At 65.6% G+C, this 16,214-nt stretch carries 19 protein-coding genes; 8 read left to right on the top strand and 11 right to left on the bottom strand.

The window, feature by feature from the left end; genetic code table 11:
• Positions 1 to 26: 26 nt before the first annotated feature.
• Positions 27 to 773, bottom strand: a complete 747-nt coding sequence (locus tag RAH32_RS10625; RefSeq protein ID WP_103173485.1) for a DUF1013 domain-containing protein — start codon at positions 771 to 773, stop codon at positions 27 to 29.
• 183 nt (positions 774 to 956) lie between these two features.
• On the opposite strand from RAH32_RS10625, the gene RAH32_RS10620 reads away from it, so the two are divergent.
• The gene (locus tag RAH32_RS10620; RefSeq protein ID WP_306607904.1) at positions 957 to 1,589 is read left to right on the top strand and encodes a ribonuclease T2 family protein; all 633 of its coding nucleotides are present in this window, start codon (positions 957 to 959) and stop codon (positions 1,587 to 1,589) included.
• A 240-nt stretch (positions 1,590 to 1,829) separates the two neighbouring features.
• Here the strand turns inward: RAH32_RS10620 and RAH32_RS10615 are convergent, their stop codons facing one another.
• Positions 1,830 to 2,825 (bottom strand): NAD(P)H-quinone oxidoreductase, encoded by a 996-nt coding sequence (locus tag RAH32_RS10615; RefSeq protein WP_306607902.1) that lies wholly within the window; start codon positions 2,823 to 2,825, stop codon positions 1,830 to 1,832.
• 14 nt (positions 2,826 to 2,839) lie between these two features.
• Positions 2,840 to 3,496 carry a COQ9 family protein gene (locus tag RAH32_RS10610; RefSeq protein ID WP_306607900.1) on the bottom strand — a complete coding sequence of 219 codons (657 nt, stop codon included), beginning with the start codon at positions 3,494 to 3,496 and terminating at the stop codon, positions 2,840 to 2,842.
• 92 nt (positions 3,497 to 3,588) lie between these two features.
• On the opposite strand from RAH32_RS10610, the gene rpsU reads away from it, so the two are divergent.
• Positions 3,589 to 3,795: a 30S ribosomal protein S21 gene (gene rpsU, locus RAH32_RS10605; RefSeq protein WP_103173489.1), complete on the top strand. Its 207-nt coding sequence runs from the start codon at positions 3,589 to 3,591 to the stop codon at positions 3,793 to 3,795.
• A 166-nt stretch (positions 3,796 to 3,961) separates the two neighbouring features.
• Entirely contained in the window at positions 3,962 to 4,675 is a 714-nt protein-coding gene (locus RAH32_RS10600) for a DUF8692 domain-containing protein (RefSeq protein ID WP_306607897.1), read from the top strand.
• A gap of 4 nt (positions 4,676 to 4,679) precedes the next feature.
• On the opposite strand, the gene RAH32_RS10595 is transcribed toward RAH32_RS10600, so the two are convergent.
• Entirely contained in the window at positions 4,680 to 5,537 is an 858-nt protein-coding gene (locus RAH32_RS10595; protein ID WP_306607895.1) for an alpha/beta hydrolase, read from the bottom strand.
• A 1-nt stretch (position 5,538) separates the two neighbouring features.
• Positions 5,539 to 6,000, bottom strand: a complete 462-nt coding sequence (locus RAH32_RS10590; RefSeq protein WP_103173147.1) for an Lrp/AsnC family transcriptional regulator — start codon at positions 5,998 to 6,000, stop codon at positions 5,539 to 5,541.
• A 130-nt stretch (positions 6,001 to 6,130) separates the two neighbouring features.
• Here RAH32_RS10590 and ald point away from each other — a divergent pair, with 130 nt between their 5' ends.
• Entirely contained in the window at positions 6,131 to 7,249 is a 1,119-nt protein-coding gene (gene ald / locus RAH32_RS10585) for an alanine dehydrogenase (protein WP_306607891.1), read from the top strand.
• 18 nt (positions 7,250 to 7,267) lie between these two features.
• Here ald and mscL read toward each other — a convergent pair whose 3' ends face one another.
• The 3 genes from mscL to RAH32_RS10570 form a co-directional block, all read right to left on the bottom strand.
• Positions 7,268 to 7,723: a large conductance mechanosensitive channel protein MscL gene (mscL, locus tag RAH32_RS10580; RefSeq protein ID WP_306607890.1), complete on the bottom strand. Its 456-nt coding sequence runs from the start codon at positions 7,721 to 7,723 to the stop codon at positions 7,268 to 7,270.
• 120 nt (positions 7,724 to 7,843) lie between these two features.
• A complete protein-coding gene (locus RAH32_RS10575; RefSeq protein WP_306607888.1) occupies positions 7,844 to 8,464 on the bottom strand; it encodes a DsbA family protein in 621 nt (206 codons plus the stop codon).
• The gene (locus tag RAH32_RS10570) at positions 8,458 to 9,009 is read right to left on the bottom strand and encodes a DUF721 domain-containing protein (protein WP_306607886.1); all 552 of its coding nucleotides are present in this window, start codon (positions 9,007 to 9,009) and stop codon (positions 8,458 to 8,460) included. Before RAH32_RS10570 ends, RAH32_RS10575 begins: the two co-directional genes overlap by 7 nt.
• Positions 9,010 to 9,094: 85 nt before the next feature.
• On the opposite strand from RAH32_RS10570, the gene RAH32_RS10565 reads away from it, so the two are divergent.
• Together RAH32_RS10565 and RAH32_RS10560 are read left to right on the top strand one after the other, a co-directional pair.
• A complete protein-coding gene (locus RAH32_RS10565; protein ID WP_306607883.1) occupies positions 9,095 to 10,120 on the top strand; it encodes an A/G-specific adenine glycosylase in 1,026 nt (341 codons plus the stop codon).
• A gap of 10 nt (positions 10,121 to 10,130) precedes the next feature.
• Entirely contained in the window at positions 10,131 to 11,267 is a 1,137-nt protein-coding gene (locus RAH32_RS10560; RefSeq protein WP_306607881.1) for an alkane 1-monooxygenase, read from the top strand.
• Here RAH32_RS10560 and RAH32_RS10555 read toward each other — a convergent pair.
• The gene (locus RAH32_RS10555) at positions 11,264 to 11,758 is read right to left on the bottom strand and encodes a L,D-transpeptidase family protein (RefSeq protein ID WP_306607879.1); all 495 of its coding nucleotides are present in this window, start codon (positions 11,756 to 11,758) and stop codon (positions 11,264 to 11,266) included. The genes RAH32_RS10560 and RAH32_RS10555 overlap by 4 nt on opposite strands.
• Positions 11,755 to 12,813: a GTP cyclohydrolase II gene (gene ribA, locus RAH32_RS10550; protein ID WP_306607877.1), complete on the bottom strand. Its 1,059-nt coding sequence runs from the start codon at positions 12,811 to 12,813 to the stop codon at positions 11,755 to 11,757. The genes RAH32_RS10555 and ribA overlap by 4 nt, the downstream gene beginning before the upstream one ends.
• Before the next feature lie 135 nt (positions 12,814 to 12,948).
• Between ribA and RAH32_RS10545 the strand changes: the two genes are divergently transcribed.
• Positions 12,949 to 13,635, top strand: a complete 687-nt coding sequence (locus RAH32_RS10545) for a response regulator transcription factor (protein WP_306607875.1) — start codon at positions 12,949 to 12,951, stop codon at positions 13,633 to 13,635.
• A gap of 460 nt (positions 13,636 to 14,095) precedes the next feature.
• Entirely contained in the window at positions 14,096 to 15,058 is a 963-nt protein-coding gene (locus RAH32_RS10540) for a glycosyltransferase family protein (protein WP_306607873.1), read from the top strand.
• A gap of 163 nt (positions 15,059 to 15,221) precedes the next feature.
• Here RAH32_RS10540 and RAH32_RS10535 read toward each other — a convergent pair whose 3' ends face one another.
• The gene (locus RAH32_RS10535; RefSeq protein WP_306607871.1) at positions 15,222 to 16,196 is read right to left on the bottom strand and encodes a glutathione S-transferase family protein; all 975 of its coding nucleotides are present in this window, start codon (positions 16,194 to 16,196) and stop codon (positions 15,222 to 15,224) included.
• Between the last annotated feature and the right edge of the window lie 18 nt (positions 16,197 to 16,214).

The following is a 16,214-nucleotide window of genomic DNA, read 5'->3' as shown; positions in this document are numbered from 1 at the left end:
TTTTTCATGGTCTTCATGGGCAAGGATCAGCGACCCTCGTCGTCCTCATCCTCATCCGCGTCGGGCAGGTTGAAGAAGCTGTCGGCGTCCAGATCGCGTTCGGGCGCCTTGTCCTCGTCCCGCGTCAGCGAGAAATTCTCAAGCCCCGCGATCGAGGACGGCAGGCGCGGCTCGTCGCTCATCGACAGCGAGGTCTCGGTGCTGACCAGCTTGCGGCGTTCGTCGTCGCTCATCACCTCGCCGGTGGCAGCGGCCTTCTTGGCCGCCTTCTGAACGGCGGCGTCCAGTTCGGTCTGGCGGCACAGGCCCAGGGCGACCGGGTCGATCGGCTGCATGTTCTGGATGTTCCAGTGGGTCCGTTCCCGGATCGACGCGATCGTGGGCTTCGTCGTCCCCACCAGCTTGGCGATGGCCGCGTCCGGCAGTTCGGGATGGAACTTGACCAGCCACAGGATCGCGTTCGGACGGTCCTGGCGCTTGGACAGCGGCGTATAACGCGGCCCGCGGCGCTTTTCCTCGCCCTCGGCGGCGGGGTTGTGCTTCAGGCGCAGCTTGTAGGTGGGGCTGGCCTCGCCCTTGCGGATTTCCTCGGGGTCAAGCTGGTGCGACGCGACCGGGTCATAGCCCTTGACGCCTGCCGCCACGTCGCCGTCGGCGATGCCCTGCACTTCCAGTTCGTGCAATCCGCAGAAATCGCCGATCTGCTTGAAGCTCAGCGTGGTATTGTCCACCAGCCAGACGGCGGTCGCCTTGGCCATCAAAGGCTTGCTCATGTCCATCTCCTTCGCGTGTCTGCCCCGAACAGCAGGTTTCAGGCCGGAAAAACGGCTTTTGGCGGGTGCCATTCCTCGTTTTCGGGGGGAATTGTCGGGTCATATAGCGATTTCGGCGCGCGGGGAAAAGAGGATTCGCGCCGCCCGATGGACGCCCGGCCTTGCGCAGGTCATGGTGGCGCCATGAAAGCCGCGTTCCTGATCCCGCTTGCTCTGGCCCTGTGGCCGGTCCCCGCCACCGCCGATGGGGCGGGCGATTTCGATTATTATGTCCTCGCGCTCAGTTGGCAGCCAAGCTGGTGCCGGGACACGGGCGACGGACGCGATGCCACGGAATGCGGCCGGGGCAGCGGCCTGGACTTCACGGTTCACGGGCTTTGGCCGCAACATGAACAAGGATGGCCGGAATACTGCGACACCCCGGAACGCGACCCGTCGCGGCGCGAGGTGCAGGCCATGGGCGACCTGATGGCGCCAGGGCTGGCCCTTTACCAGTGGCGGAAACATGGCCGCTGTTCGGGACTGTCGGCGGCGGAATATCTTGCCACCCTGCGAGAGGCCGCCGAAAGGGTCGAAATCCCCCGCCCCTTCGACGGCCTGCCCCGTGACATCACCCTGCCCCCGGCGGTGGTCGAGGAAGCCTTTCTGGAAGCCAATCCTCGCCTGACGCCCGATGGTGTCACCGTCACCTGCAAGGCCGAAATCCTGGCCGAGGTCCGCATCTGCCTGACCCGGAACCTGCAACCGCGCGACTGCGCCCCCGACGTGCAAAGAGATTGCACACGGCCAAGCGTGCTGATGGAAAAGGTGCGCTGAATCCTGGGGGCACTGCCCCCGGCCCTGCGGGCCTCCCCCGGGATATTTCAGCACAGAAGATGCGGCGTTTACGCTGTTTTAACACCCTCGTGGCAAAGTAATGAGGCGGTACAGGCGGGGACGCCGATGACCGCCACAGGAGATGCCACAGACCTTGGGGACGAACGCCCGCAAGGTCTGTGTGCCTCCCTGTCATCTTCTGTGCTTCAAATATCCCCGCCGGAGGCTCCTGCCCGCGCCTCAAGCACCCTCGCCCGCCACCTTCAGGACGATCTTGCCGATATGCTGGCTGCTTTCCATCCGCCGATGCGCCTGGGCCGCATCCTTCAAGCCAAACTCGCTGTCGATCCTGACCTTGACCGTCCCGGCCGATATCAGCGGCCACAACCGCTTGCGCAGGGCTTCGGCGATCTCGGCCTTGGCGGCGTCCGATTGCGGGCGCAGCGTCGATCCGGTGACGGTCAGGCGCTTGGCCATGATCTGCGCGAAGTTCAGTTCCACCTTCGGCCCTTCCAGGAAGGCGATCATCACCAGCCGCCCGTCGGGAGCCAGGGCCCTGATGTTCTTCGGGATATAGCTTCCCCCCACCATGTCGAGGATCAGATCCGCCCCATCCTCGGCCGCCATGACCTTGGTGAAATCCTCGGTCCGGTAATTGATCGGCCTGGCGCCCAGGGCGGCGATGGCTGCGCATTTCTCGTTGGTGCCGGCGGTGGCGAAGACGCGGGCGCCCAAGGCGCGGGCGATCTGGATCGCCATCATGCCGATGCCGGAACTGCCGCCATGGACCAGGAAGCGTTCGCCCCCGGTCAGCCCGCCGCGCGTGACGACGTTCGACCAGACGGTGAATGCGGTTTCGGGCAGGCAGGCCCCTTCGCGCAAGCCCAGGCCATAGGGGATGCGCAGCGCGTGATCGGCGTGGCAGGCCACATATTCCGCGTAACCGCCGCCGGGCACCAACGCGCAGACCTGTTCCCCCTTTCTCCAGCGGGTGACGCCCGCGCCCATTCCCACGATTTCGCCCGACACCTCCAACCCCGGCAGGTCGGACGCGTCCGCCGGTGGCGCATAGAGACCCTGGCGTTGCAGCACGTCGGGCCGGTTCACGCCCGCCCAGGCCACGCGGATCAGGATCTGGTCGTGGCGCGGCACCGGAACCGGGCGGCTGGTCGGCCGCAGCGCGCTGGCGTCACCGGGCGCGGCGATCTCGACCGCGTTCATGGCATCGGGAAACATTCCTACTCCTTGCGTCAGGGACGGGTGCGGCCGGGCAGGTTGCGCGGTTCGGGCGCGCGGATCCAGCCAAAGGCCATCTGCGCCAACGTTTCCGCGCCCGGCAGCTTGCGCAAGGTCGATTTTACCGATTCGAACCGCATCACTCCGTCGATGCGGCGGTCGATGAAGCCGCGGGTTTCGGCATGGTCGGGCGAATCGTCGCCCAGCCAGAACAGAACCGTGGCGCTGATGACCGCAGACAGGGTGGCGCGTTTCGAATACCAGTTGACGTCGCGCGACGTGTCGCCAAGCCCGGTCCAGATCACATCCGCCGTTTCCCAAACCAGCCGGGCCGCAAGCGCCGCATTCTGCGGCAGCGACAAGGTCGCGGCCCCCGCGCGCACCAGTTCGGCATCGACCAGCATCAGGCGGCGCCAGATCGCCTCGGCCACGCGATCGCGAAAACGGCCGCCCGGCGGGGTCTGGGACAGGCTGTCGCGCAGCATCGCATCCGCGCGGCGATGATAGGCGGCGGCAAGGCCCGCCCCGCCTTGGGGGAAATGCACCCGCGCGAGGTCGGGCGACATGTTCAGGTCGCGGGCGCCCGCCATCAGGGCGCGGTCGTTCATCCCTTCGAAGGGGACATGGGCCAGGGCGGCGTCAAGAAGGGCGTCGCGGTCGGTTCGGGTCATGGCAGCCTCTCTGGACAAGGGCGCCCGGCTTTGATAGGGGGGCGCATCCTGCAATCTTTGCAACTCTAACCTAGGAAGGTGGTGACAACCACATGCAGGTCAACGTTCGCGACAACAACGTCGAACAGGCGCTTCGTGCCCTGAAGAAGAAACTTCAGCGCGAGGGCGTGTTCCGCGAAATGAAGCTTCGGCAGCATTTCGAGAAACCGTCCGTCAAGAAAGCCCGTGAGCAGGCCGAGGCCGTGCGCCGCGCCCGCAAGCTGGCCCGGAAAAAGGCCCAGCGCGAAGGCGCCCTTTAAGGGGCCGCCAAGGCGCACCGCAAGACGGCGCGACAGCGTTTCATGACAAACCCCCGCAGCCCAAGGCTGCGGGGGTTTGCGTTTGGCCCATCCACAGCCACAAGGCGGTTGCCTCAACGGTTAACTTATGTGACGTTTTTGTGTTCGTCTGTGGTGTATGAGTATCATGATTTCAGGAAACGGTTTTCCCTATCGGGGTAAATCCCGGTTGGCTGCCATCTCTCACTACGGAGAGACAGGGTTTAACGTTCCCATCCTGATAGGGTTCTTGATCGCCGATGCCGTCCTGATCCTGCTTCATTCAGTTCTCGGCTTGCTGTTCCTGAACGGATTGATTCCCACCTTCCCCGAGGCCTTGCGCATCGACCGCGACTGGGCCATGGGCGAGGTCTTGACTTACATCAAATGGTTGGTCCTTGCAGCGCTGTCGGCGCTGCTGCTGCGCAGGCAAAGACAGGTCATCTATCTGGGATTCTTCATCTTTTCCCTTGTCGCCTTGCTGGACGACAGCCTGCAACTGCACGAACGCTTTGCTTCGCCCTTGGTCGCGGCGATTGCTCCGGGCCTGGCTCTGCCGCCAGGGGCCGGAGAACTGATCTTCATAGCGTTCGAAGGGATCGCAGTTGCCGGAACCCTGGTCTATGGCTGGATCAAGGCCCCTTTCATCATCAGGCGTCAAACCGTTGCGCTGTTCCTTTTGCTGGGGGCCGCCGCGTTCTGCGCTTCTGCGATCGATTTCCTGCACGTCTATACGCCGGCCTATTCGATACTCGGCGGCATCGTCGGCATCATCGAGGACGGCGGTGAAATGGTGTTCCTCTCCCTCGCGGTCGGCTATGCGGCCGGCCTGGCCTCGCAGGCGCGGGCGATACCTGCCTGAATCTCTATCCCCGCAAATGCAGGTCCAAGGCATCCAGCGTCGAGGGTGCCATCAGCGAACCGTGATTTTCCTGGGGATAGGGCCGATACAGGGTCTCGATCCCAGGGATCCCTGACAGGATCCGAACCAGGGCGGTGGGATCGTGGGGATGCCCCTGGCGTGCCCGTCCTGCCTGCGCGATCATCACCTGGATCACGGGATCGACGATCCCGCCCGCCGCCGCAACCCCGCCCGCGAAAGCCTGCGCCTCGCGCTGGGATTCGCCCGCGTTCCACCAGACCGAGGGGTCGGCGGCCACATGGCGCGCGAACAGGTGCGGACGGGTGAACAGCGCGTGCAGGACGAACAACCCGCCCAGCGAATGGCCATAGATCGTCATGTCGCCCCGGTTCAGGGGATAACGGCGGGCCAGTTCGGGCAACAGTTGATCGGCGATCATGGACAGGAAGGCGTCCCGCCCGCCCGTCACGCGGTCGGCAGGCGCCCCGCGATAGAAAAGGATCGGCTGAACCGGCTGCATCGCCCGCGAGGTCAGGTCGCGCCAGCGGCGGATGGCGCCTTCGTAGCCGATGCCGAACAAGATCACCGGCGCCTTTGCGGCCCTGGCCTCGCGGTGCCGCCAGAACTGCGGAAAGGTCTTCCGGGCGTCCAGCGACAGGATCGCCGAATATCCCTGCGGCGGGGGCGGCGCATCGGGAAGGCCCACATGGATCCGCCATTGGTCGCCCGAGGGGCCGAAGGCGAAATGGCTGGCGCGGGGATGGGCGATCTCGTCGGGCGGGTCTTGCGGGGGCTGGGCCAGGGACGGCGAGGCCGCGGCGGCGGCCAGCAGGGACAGCAGGCGGCGGCGGCTTACGGCCATGTCACACCGGGATCGCCGTGGTGCGGAACACCGTGCGCAGCGCAAAGGACGAATGCATCTGAGCCACCCCTGGCAGCCGGGCAAGATGCTGGCGATGGATGCGGGCGAAGTCGTCGGTATCCTCGACCACGATCTTCAGCAGGTAATCGGCGGTCCCCGCCATCAAGTGGCATTCCAGCACGTCGGGGATGGCGCGCACGCCCTTCTCGAACGCCTCCAGCACCTCGTCGGCCTGGCCGGACAGGGTGATCTCCACGAAAACCGTGGTCTGGCGGCGCAGTTTCCGCGCATCCAGAAGCGCGACATAGCCGTGGATCACACCCGTCTCCTCAAGCCGCTGGACGCGGCGGTGGCAGGCCGAGGGCGACAGATGCACCCGCAGCGCCAGTTCGGCATTGCTGATTCGCCCTTCTTTCTGAAGCAGGGCCAGGATCCGGCGGTCTATTGCATCAAGATCAGACATAGCGGGATAATCTTCGACGGATGAACCGATTTCCATCGTTTTCTGTGGCGGGTCCAAGCCAGAGGGCAAAACCTTCGCAGCACCTTGCAACGGGCCGGTGCCACACTGGACCAAAACAAGGGAGGATAAGATGAAGATTGGCTGTCCAAGGGAAATCAAGCCGCAGGAATTCCGCGTGGGCCTGACCCCTGCCGCCGCGACCGAGGCCGTGTCCCGTGGCCACGGCGTCATCGTGGAAAGCGGCGCGGGTCTTGGCGCGGGCTTCACGGACGACGACTATGCGGCTGCGGGGGCCAGTATCGCACCGGACGCGAAATCCGTCTTCGATGCGGCGGACATGATCGTGAAGGTCAAGGAACCCCAGGCGGCAGAGCGCAGGATGCTGCGCGACGGGCAGGTGCTGTTCACCTATCTGCATCTGGCGCCCGACCCCGACCAGACCCGCGACCTGCTGGCGTCGGGCGTGACCGCCATCGCCTATGAAACCGTGACGGATGCGCGCGGCGGGCTGCCCCTGCTGGCGCCGATGTCCGAGGTGGCGGGTCGGCTGGCCCCGCAGATGGGCGCCTGGGCGCTGCAAAAGGCCAATGGCGGACGCGGCGTTCTGTTGGGCGGCGTGCCGGGCGTCAGGCCCGCGAATGTCGTGATCATCGGTGGCGGCGTGGTGGGCACGGCGGCAGCGCGGGTGGCCGTGGGCATGGGCGCCAATGTGACGGTCACGGACCGCTCGGTGGCGCGGCTGTCATACCTCGACGACATCTTCATGGGCAGGCTGACCACCCAGTATTCCAGCGCGGCCGCCACGGCCGACCTGATCCGCAGGGCCGACATGGTAATCGGCGCGGTGCTGATCCCCGGCGCCGCCGCGCCCAAGCTGGTTTCGCGCGACCAGCTTGGCACGATGCAGCCGGGCGCGGTTCTGGTGGACGTGGCCATCGACCAGGGCGGCTGCTTCGAGACGTCGCGCCCGACGACCCACCAGGACCCGATCTATGAGGTGGACGGGATCGTGCATTACTGCGTGGCGAACATGCCCGGCGCCGTGGCGCGGACATCGACCCAGGCCCTGGGGAACGCCACCCTGCCCTTCATGCTGGCGCTTGCGGACAAGGGCTGGCGGCAGGCGGTGCTGGAGGATCCCCACCTGCGCGCGGGCCTGTCAACGCATCAGGGGCGGCTGACCTCGCCCCCGGTGGGCGATGCATTGGGACTGGAGGCGATCACGCCCGATCAGTTGCTGGCAAGCTGAAGCGGGCGCGGCCCAGGCTCAGATCCGCGGTGCGGGACCGTCGGCCCAGACGGTCCGGTCCGCCAGCAGGTCGCGGATCTGGGCCAGCAACTCCTCTTGCGTGGGGCCGGCCGCGACTTCTTCCTTGGGCTTCATAGCCATGCGCTGCAAGCGGTTCACCGCCTTGACCAGCAGGAACACCGCCCAGGCGATGATCAGAAAGTTCAGCACCGCCATGGCAAAGGCGCCATAGGCAAAGACTGCCGCGCCCGAATCGCGGGCGGCGGCAAGGCTTGCGCCTTCGGGAACATTGCCGGACAGGACGAAATACTTGTTGGTGAAATCCACCCCGCCGGTCAGCAGACCAAGGATCGGGTTTATAAGATCGGCCACAAGGGAATTCACGATCGCCGTGAAGGCCGCGCCGATGATGATCCCGACGGCAAGGTCGATGACATTGCCGCGGGCGATGAATTCCCTGAACTCTCTGATCATGACAGCTTTCCTGTAAGCCACGCGCCATCCCGGCGCCTGCAAATCATGCTGTCCCGACAATCAAAAGGCAATTCCGCCGATGAACCGGCCCGCCCGGTCGCGGACGGGCCGCATCGCGGCTCAGTTCGCCTCGGCCAGCTTGGCGTCGATGATGCCCTTGATGTCGTCCCAGGGCTGGTTCTGGACCTTTTCGCCGCCGATGATGAAGGTCGGCGTCGCCTCGATCTCGTCGGCGCTGGCGTTCTGCTGGAAGGTCGCGATCAACTGTTCGGCCTTGGCGGTATCTTCCCAGCAGGCGGTCATCTGTTCATCGGTCATGCCGGCCTTCAGGCCGATCTTGCGCAGGTTGGCGGCGATCTCCTCGCCGGTGCCGCCGGCCAGCCATTCCTGTTGTTCGTCGAACAGCATGTCGGACACGGCATAATACTTGTCGTCCCCGCCGCAGCGGGCCAGGACGCCCGCCCACAGGCCCGGCTGGTCGAAATAGACGTCGCGCTGGATGAATTTCACCTTGCCGGTATCGACATATTCGGCCTTGAGCTTCGGCCAGCTTTCCTCGTGGAAATTGGCGCAATGGCCGCAGGTGAAGCTGGCGTATTCCACGATCGTCAGCGGCGCGTCTTCGGCGCCCAGGGCGATGTCGGGCAGGGTTTCCGCCTGTGCGGCAGGGGCGTCCTGGGCCATGACGGCGGGGGCAGCAAAGGCAAGCGCCAGAGCGGCTGCGGCAGAGCGGATCAGCATGGAAAATCCTTTCGGTGGTTCCGGTGTCGTTTGGTTGCGATGTTCACGGCCAGCAGGGCCATCGCCTCGGCCAGCGTGGGATCCTGGAACTGGCGCGCGATCAGGTCGGCCTGTTCGCGGACCTGCGGATCGGGCGGCGCGGCCTTGGCGGGCGCGGTGGCAAAGACCGCCTGCCCCTCGGCAAATCCGCTTGCCGCGGTCTGGGTCAGCACGATGCGCTGCACGGCGTTGTAGCCATAGCAGGCGTTGACCCGTTCGCGCAGCTGCGGCAGCTGCATTTCGACCAGCGGCGCGGTCGGCCCGGTGGTCAGCAGGGTCAGCGTCGCGCCAAAGCCGGTGCGCGCATGGCTGATGCGCACGGGCCGGGTCATGGCCGCAAGCTGGGGTCCGGCGATCTCCGGCCAGTGGGTCAGAAGGCGCGCCATGGCGAAGCCCCGCCCTTCGGCGGCCTTCTGGACCCGGTCCGCCAGCAGGATCGACGCCTGCTGGAAGCCGCGCCTGCGGCGGGCCGTGTGGTTCGGATTATGGTCGGTCGGTCGTGCCATCTTTGCCTGCCGGGCTATCACCCCCATATCCTTATCAGACGCTTTCCCGGATGAAAGCCGGGCAAGGGAAACGAGGGACTGATAATTGCGTGACACCAAGGTGATCGCCCCGCGACTGCTGGACTGGTATGACCGCCACGCGCGCGTCCTGCCTTGGCGCGTGCCGCCCGGCGGCGGCAAGGCCGACCCCTACCGCGTCTGGCTGTCCGAGGTGATGCTGCAGCAGACCACCGTGGCGGCGGTGAAGGCCTATTTCGAGCGATTCACGACGCTGTGGCCGACCGTGCAGGATCTGGCGGCCGCGCCGGATGCGCAGGTGATGGCCGAATGGGCGGGACTTGGCTATTACGCCCGCGCCCGCAACCTGCTGGCCTGTGCCCGCGTGGTGGCGGCTAGGGGCGGCTTTCCGGCTACGCGCGACGGTTTGCGGGACTTGCCGGGGATCGGTTCCTATACCTCGGCCGCGATTGCGGCGATCACCCATGATGCCCCGGAAACCGTGGTGGACGGCAATGTCGAACGCGTGGTGGCGCGGCTGTTCGCGGTGGAAACGCCTCTTCCCGCCGCCAAGCCCGAACTTGTGGCGCTTGCCGAAACCCTGACCCCTCAGCAGCGGCCAGGCGATTACGCGCAGGCGATGATGGACCTGGGCGCCACCATCTGCACGCCGCGCAGCCCGGCCTGCGGCATCTGCCCGCTGATCCACGACTGCGATGCCCGCGCCCAGGGCATCGCCGCCAGCCTGCCCCGCAAGGCGCCGAAAGCCGCCAAGCCCGACCGGACCGGCATCGCCTGGGTCGCCCGCCAGGGCGACGCGGTGCTGTTCGAGGAACGGCCGTCCAAGGGTCTTCTGGGGGGCACGCTGGCCTTTCCCTCGGCCCATTGGGACGGACGCGACCTGCCGCCGCCGGGCGCAGCGGACTGGCGGCACATCGGCCATGTCCGGCATGTCTTCACCCATTTCAACCTGTCCCTGCAGGTGATGCTGGGCGATCTGGACGGGCCGCCCGCACGCGGCCATCTGGTCAACCTGCGGCAAATCGACCGGGACGCGCTGCCCGGCCTGATGCGCAAGGTCTGGGATATGGCGCGGGCGGAAATCGCCGCGTAACATCGTGGGCATGAGCGTTTCACCCAACGGCCTGCCCCCGGCCGCGCCCTTCTGGATGTCCGTCGTCATGCTGCCTCTGGTTGCGCTTGCGGCGGCCTGGGGGGGATTGTGGTTCATGCTGCTGCCCGCCTATGCCTGGTATCTGACGACGGCCCTGGATGGCGTGCTGGGGCTGAATACCGAAAATCCCGATCCGCAGACGGAAACCGCGCGGCTTTTCTGGCACCGCGCGGTGACGATGATCTGGTTTCCGCTGCAATTCGCCGCGATTTTCGGCTGCATCTGGTATGCGACCCATGCGGGCCATCTGTCAGGGCTGGAAAAACTGGGCCTGTTCTTCGGCGTGGGCGTCCTGTCGGGCACCATCGGCATGGTCTATGCGCATGAACTGCTGCATCAGAAAACTGCCCTCGAACGCTGGATGGGCGACCTTCTGCTGGCCTCGACGCTTTATTCGCATTTCAGGACCGAGCATCTGCTGGTCCATCACGCCTGGGTTTCCACCCCTCGCGACGCGGTATCGGCACGTTATAACGAGGGGTTCTGGCGTTTCTTCTGGCGCGTGCTGCGCGATGGCCCGGGCAGCGCCTGGCGCGCGGAAACCCGGCTGCTGGCGCGGGCGGGGCGCAGCCCCTGGGACCGGCGCAACCCGTTCTGGCGTTACGCCGCGCTGCAAGGGGGGATGATCCTGCTGGCGCTGGCCCTGGGCGGCATACAGGGCCTGGGGCTGTTCGTCTTCCAGGCGTTCGTCGCCGTCTGGCAGCTTGAGGTCGTGAATTACGTCGAACATTACGGCCTGACACGCAAGCACCTGGGGGATGGCCGTTATGAACATATCCTGCCGCGCCATAGCTGGAATGCCAGCCACACCGCGTCCAACTGGCTGCTGATCAACCTGCAGCGCCATTCGGACCACCACTACAAGCCGGACCGACGCTTTCCCCTGCTGCAGACTTATGGGGAAGACGAGGCCCCGCAACTGCCCCATGGCTATCCGCTGATGACCTGGGCCGCGATGGTTCCCCCCTTGTGGCGGCGGTGGATGAACCCGCGCGTCCGCGCCTGGCGCAGGCAGTTCTATCCCGAGGTGACGGATTGGGGCCCCTATAATCGGGGCGAGCTGCCGATGCCCAGAAACGCGCTTTAGGGCACGATCACCCGCGTGCCCGGCTGCGCATGGCGGGCAATCCAGATCAGGTGCGACCTTGCAAAGGCGATGCATCCTTCCGTGCCGAAACCCGCCCTGCGCCACTGGTGCAGAAAGATCGCAGACCCCCGGCCCGGCACGGCATCGGGCCAGTTCCAGTCCGTCGTCAGCACCAGATCATACAGCGGATCGGACCGGCGCAGCCTTTCGTGGCTGGCTGCCAGTGGCACCCGGGCGTGATGGTTGTAACCCGGATGATCCGGCGCATCGCACCACAGGTCGCCCGGGCCGATGGGGCGGGCCCAGGGGGCGGGCCGCGCCAGGCGGTCGGGGCGATACCACAGTCCGGTGATCCGCATGATCCCTGAGGGCGTGGACTTGTCCCCCTCGCGCTTGTCGCGCGTCACGCCGCGCTTGCCGATGCTGCACGGAAACAGGCGCCCGCGATACCGAACCCCCTGGGGCGTCAGGACCAGATCGTCCGGCCTCACAGCAGATGCCCCGACTTTTCGGCCTTGGTATCCAGATAGGCCTCGTTGAAGCGGTTGCGTCCGACGACCAGCGGCACCCGTTCGGTGACAGCGATGCCGTGGCTTTCCATCATCGCAACCTTGCGGGGGTTGTTGGTCATCAACCGGGCCTGCGAAAACCCCATCCGCCGCAGCAGGGCCGCGCCGATGCGGAAATCGCGCTCGTCATCCTCGAACCCCAGGCGGTGGTTGGCCTGCACCGTATCGAAACCCTGGTTCTGCAACGCATAGGCCCGCATCTTGTTGGCAAGCCCGATCCCCCGGCCTTCCTGGTTCAGATACAGCAGCACCCCCTGCCCCGCCTGACCCATGGCCGACAGCGCGGCATGAAGCTGGGGTCCGCAGTCGCATTTCAGGCTGCCCAGCACGTCGCCCGTGAAGCAGGCCGAATGCAGCCGCGTCAGGACGGGCGCGTCGCGAGGGGGATCGCCGATCTCGATGGCGTAATGCTCGGCCCCGCCGTCATCGGGACGGAAGATGTGCAGGCGGGACCGTTCCGCTGCGATCAGGGGCAGGTTGGCGGCGGCAACCGGGGCCATCGCGGCCTCGTGCGCCAGACGGGCCAGCAGCGGACCGGGGGCAATCTGCGTCAGGCCCGGCAAGGGTTCCGCCGCGACCACCAGCACGGCGGGCAGAAGCTGCGCGGATTTCGCCAGCGCCAGCCCGGCCAGATGGGGCGTGGCGTCGCCTTCGCGTTCCGTGAACAGCGGCCCCTTCATCGGCGTCATCAGATCGCCCGAGGGATCGGCCAGCGCCCGCAACCAGGCATGATCGGCGCTGTCGGGCACGATCACCCGCGCCAGCCCGTCGTCATAGGCGCGCGCCTTCAGCGTCTCGGCCCGCCGCTCGGTCAGTGCCAGCACGGGCCGTCCAAGGGCGCGGATCGCCTCCAGCCGCGCGGGCGCCAGGGTTTCCACCGCCGCGACCAGACAGGGGCCGATCATCACCGGCAGTCCCATGCGCAGGTCGCTGCGGGCGCGGGATACGGTCTCGGCCAGGGTGGGGATCAGGCTCATCAAGGGTCCGGCAGGTTGAAACAATCTGAAACATAAGCGCCTTTCCCGACAACTCCATGTGAGATTTCAGACATGATGCTGGACGGGACGGCAGAGGCTGCCCACCTGATCGCGCAACATGTGACAGGAGGCAACATGCCCGGACTGAAAAAGATCCTGCTGGTCGATGACGAGGAAGACCTGCGCGAGGCCCTGGCCGAACAGCTGATCGCCACCGACGAATTCGACGTGACCGAAGCCGGCACCGGTGCGGGCGCCGTGGATGCCGCCAAGGGCGCGATCTTCGACCTGGTCATCCTGGACGTGGGCCTGCCCGACACCGACGGGCGGGAACTGTGCAAGAAGCTGCGCAAGCTGAACGTCAAGTGCCCCATCGTCATGCTGACCGGCCACGACACCGACGCCGACACGATCCTGGGCTTGGACGCGGGCGCGAACGACTATATCACCAAGCCCTTCAAGTTCCCCGTCCTGCTGGCCCGCCTGCGCGCGCAACTGCGCACGCACGAGCAGTCCGAGGACGCGATCTTCCAGCTTGGGCCCTATACCTTCAAGCCCGCGATGAAGATGCTAATCGACGGCAAGGACCGCAAGATCCGCCTGACCGAGAAGGAAACCAACATCCTGAAATTCCTGTATCGCGCGCAGGACGGCGTGGTCGCCCGCGACGTTCTGCTGCACGAGGTCTGGGGATACAACGCCGGCGTGACGACTCATACGCTGGAAACCCACATCTATCGGCTGCGGCAGAAGATCGAGCCGGATCCGGGCAATGCGCGGCTGCTGGTGACGGAGTCGGGGGGGTATCGGCTGGTGGCGTGACCGGATAGGACCGACATTGCAGGGCCCGGCTTGATGCCGGGCCCTTTGCTTATCCGGCAAGCGCCATCCCCTGCGGCCCGGATCGGCGCAGAGGGCTGCCCCCTGGACGTTGCCATCCGGCGAGACAGCCGCCAGATCAGGCATTTCCTCACCGCCCGGCCCCGTGAAGTGGGCTTCGGGCCGTTAACCGCTTCTTCAGATTAACGGCATTTCCGGCACCGGACCGATTATCCTGTTCCTGTAACTGTCTGTTCGGAAATGGTTAACAATGTATTTTCTCAGTCACGGCCTCCGGGGCGGGGCGGCGCGCAAACGTCTGCACCAGGTTTATCAACCCTTCTCTCGATCCTTGCTGGCGACGGGTTTCTCACGCGGGGCGGAAACACGGGTTCTCATCCTTCATCACCCGAACCGGATCTGCTGGGCCAGCATCTATCCCTATTTTCATTATGGTTCCGAATTGGCAGCGCGCTATGGAACCGATTTCCGCGCCCGGCCCATCACCGATATCTTCCGTGACAGCGTCCCTGCCGCTGACATCGTGCTGATCCAGCCCTGGTTTACCGAAGACATCGACCGGCTGGCCGAGGCGATTGCCCGTTATCGCACCCGTCACAATCCAGCCCAGGTCGTCTTCCTCGACAGCTTCGCCCATATCGACCTGCGTTTCGGCCGCGCGCTCGAGCCGCTTGTGGATCTTTATCTGCGCAAGGCCCTGTTCCGTGATCGGCAGGCCTTCCTGTCCCCCCGGTTGGGTGACACGAACCTGACTGAATACTACATGACCCTTTATGGCATTCCGGGGCAGATCGTGGACCGGCAGGTGCCGGTGTCCCTATTGGATCGGCTTGATCTGATGCCGAATTTCCTGGCTGCTCCGCACCTGATGCCGGGGTTCCTGGGCGCGGCCCCCGATCCGGCGGATCGCCCGATTGATCTTCATGTCCGCCTCGCGACCGAGGGAACATCCTGGTATCAGGCGATGCGCGAACATTCGGTCCGGGTTACCCAAGGCCTGCAAGGCATCGTCACCACCCCGCCCGAGCGGATCAGCAAGACCCATTTCCTGCGGGAACTGCGCCAGTCGAAGCTTTGCTGGAGTCCCTTCGGCTATGGCGAGCTGTGCTGGCGCGATATCGAGGCCTTCATGACCGGCGCGGTCCTGGTCAAGCCCGATATGTCGCATCTGGACAGCCTGCCCGATCTTTATCGCCCCCATGAAACCTATCTGCCGGTCCGCTGGGATTTTTCCGATTTCGAGGATGTCGTGCGTCATGCCTTGGCCGATCCCGAACGCCTGCGGCACATGGCCAATGCGGCCTTCCAGGCCTGCCGCACCTATCTGACCCAAGGCAGGTTCGTGGACGACTGCGCCCGGCATCTGACGGTCAGCAGGTCCCCGGCAAGGGTTTCCGCCGCCTGACGATGCCAGCCGGGCCTTGGGTTGCAGGCGGGGAACAGCACTCTGGAACCTCTGGCCTGACTTTGCGTTCATCCCCCGAAGCCCAGTGGCCGGCGGATGCGGCCACACTCTCCTCCCTCTCTCCCTCTGATGCCCCGGCGTTTCCCGCGCCGGGGCTTCCCTTTCATACCCGGCTATGCGGTGCGGTCCAGTCCAGATCCGGGCCGATGGGGATGATCCGGTGCGGGTTCACCATGTCGTGGCTGAAGTAGTAATGCCGCGTGTAATGGTCGGGACGCACCGTCTCGGCCACGCCGGGCATCTGATACAGGTCCCGCGCCCATCCCCACAGGTTCGGGTAATCGACGACCCTATGGCGGTTGCATTTGAAATGCGTGTGATAAACCGCGTCGAAGCGGGCGATGGTGGTGAACAGGCGCCAGTCGGCCTCGGTCAGCCGGTCGCCCGCCAGATAGCGGTTGTCAGACAGGATCCCCTCGATCCAGTCCAGGCTATCGAACAGCGGGTGGACGGCCTTGTCATAGGCTTCCTGCGACGTAGCAAAGCCCGCCTTGTACACGCCGTTGTTCACCGTGTCATAGATGCGGTCGTTCAGATGTCCGATCTGATCACGCAGGTCTTCGGGCCAGTAGTCGCCCGTATTGCCTGTGACCCCGTCAAAGGCGGAATTGAACATGCGGATGATGTCGCTGCTTTCGTTGGACACGATCCGGTCCCCGTCCCGGTCCCACAGCACGGGCACCGTCACCCGCCCCGAGGCCTTGGGATCGGCCCGCAGATACAGCTTGTACAGGTAAGGCTCGCCGAACAGCCGGTCGCCGGTGGCCCCGTCGAAATCGGTGCGGAATTCCCAGCCGTTCCACAGCATGTCGGGATGGACGACCGAGATGTCGATGTGATCCGCCAGACCCTTCAGCGCCCGGAAGATCAGCGTCCGGTGCGCCCAAGGGCAGGCATAGGACACATACAGGTGGTATCGCCCGCTTTCCGCCTTGAAGCCGCCCTCGCCCGTCGGGCCGGGGCTGCCATCGGCCGTCACCCAGTTGCGGTGCCTGGAGGTATCGCGGACGAACTCGCCGCCGCTCGACCCCGTGTCATACCATTCGTCCTTCCAGACGCCTTCGACCAGTTGCCCCATCGCCCCCATCCTTTCGCG

The sequence above is a fragment of the Paracoccus yibinensis genome, from assembly GCF_030846195.1.
Classification (GTDB): Bacteria; Pseudomonadota; Alphaproteobacteria; order Rhodobacterales; family Rhodobacteraceae; genus Paracoccus; species Paracoccus yibinensis.
This window is presented reverse-complemented; position numbering and strand designations above follow the sequence as displayed.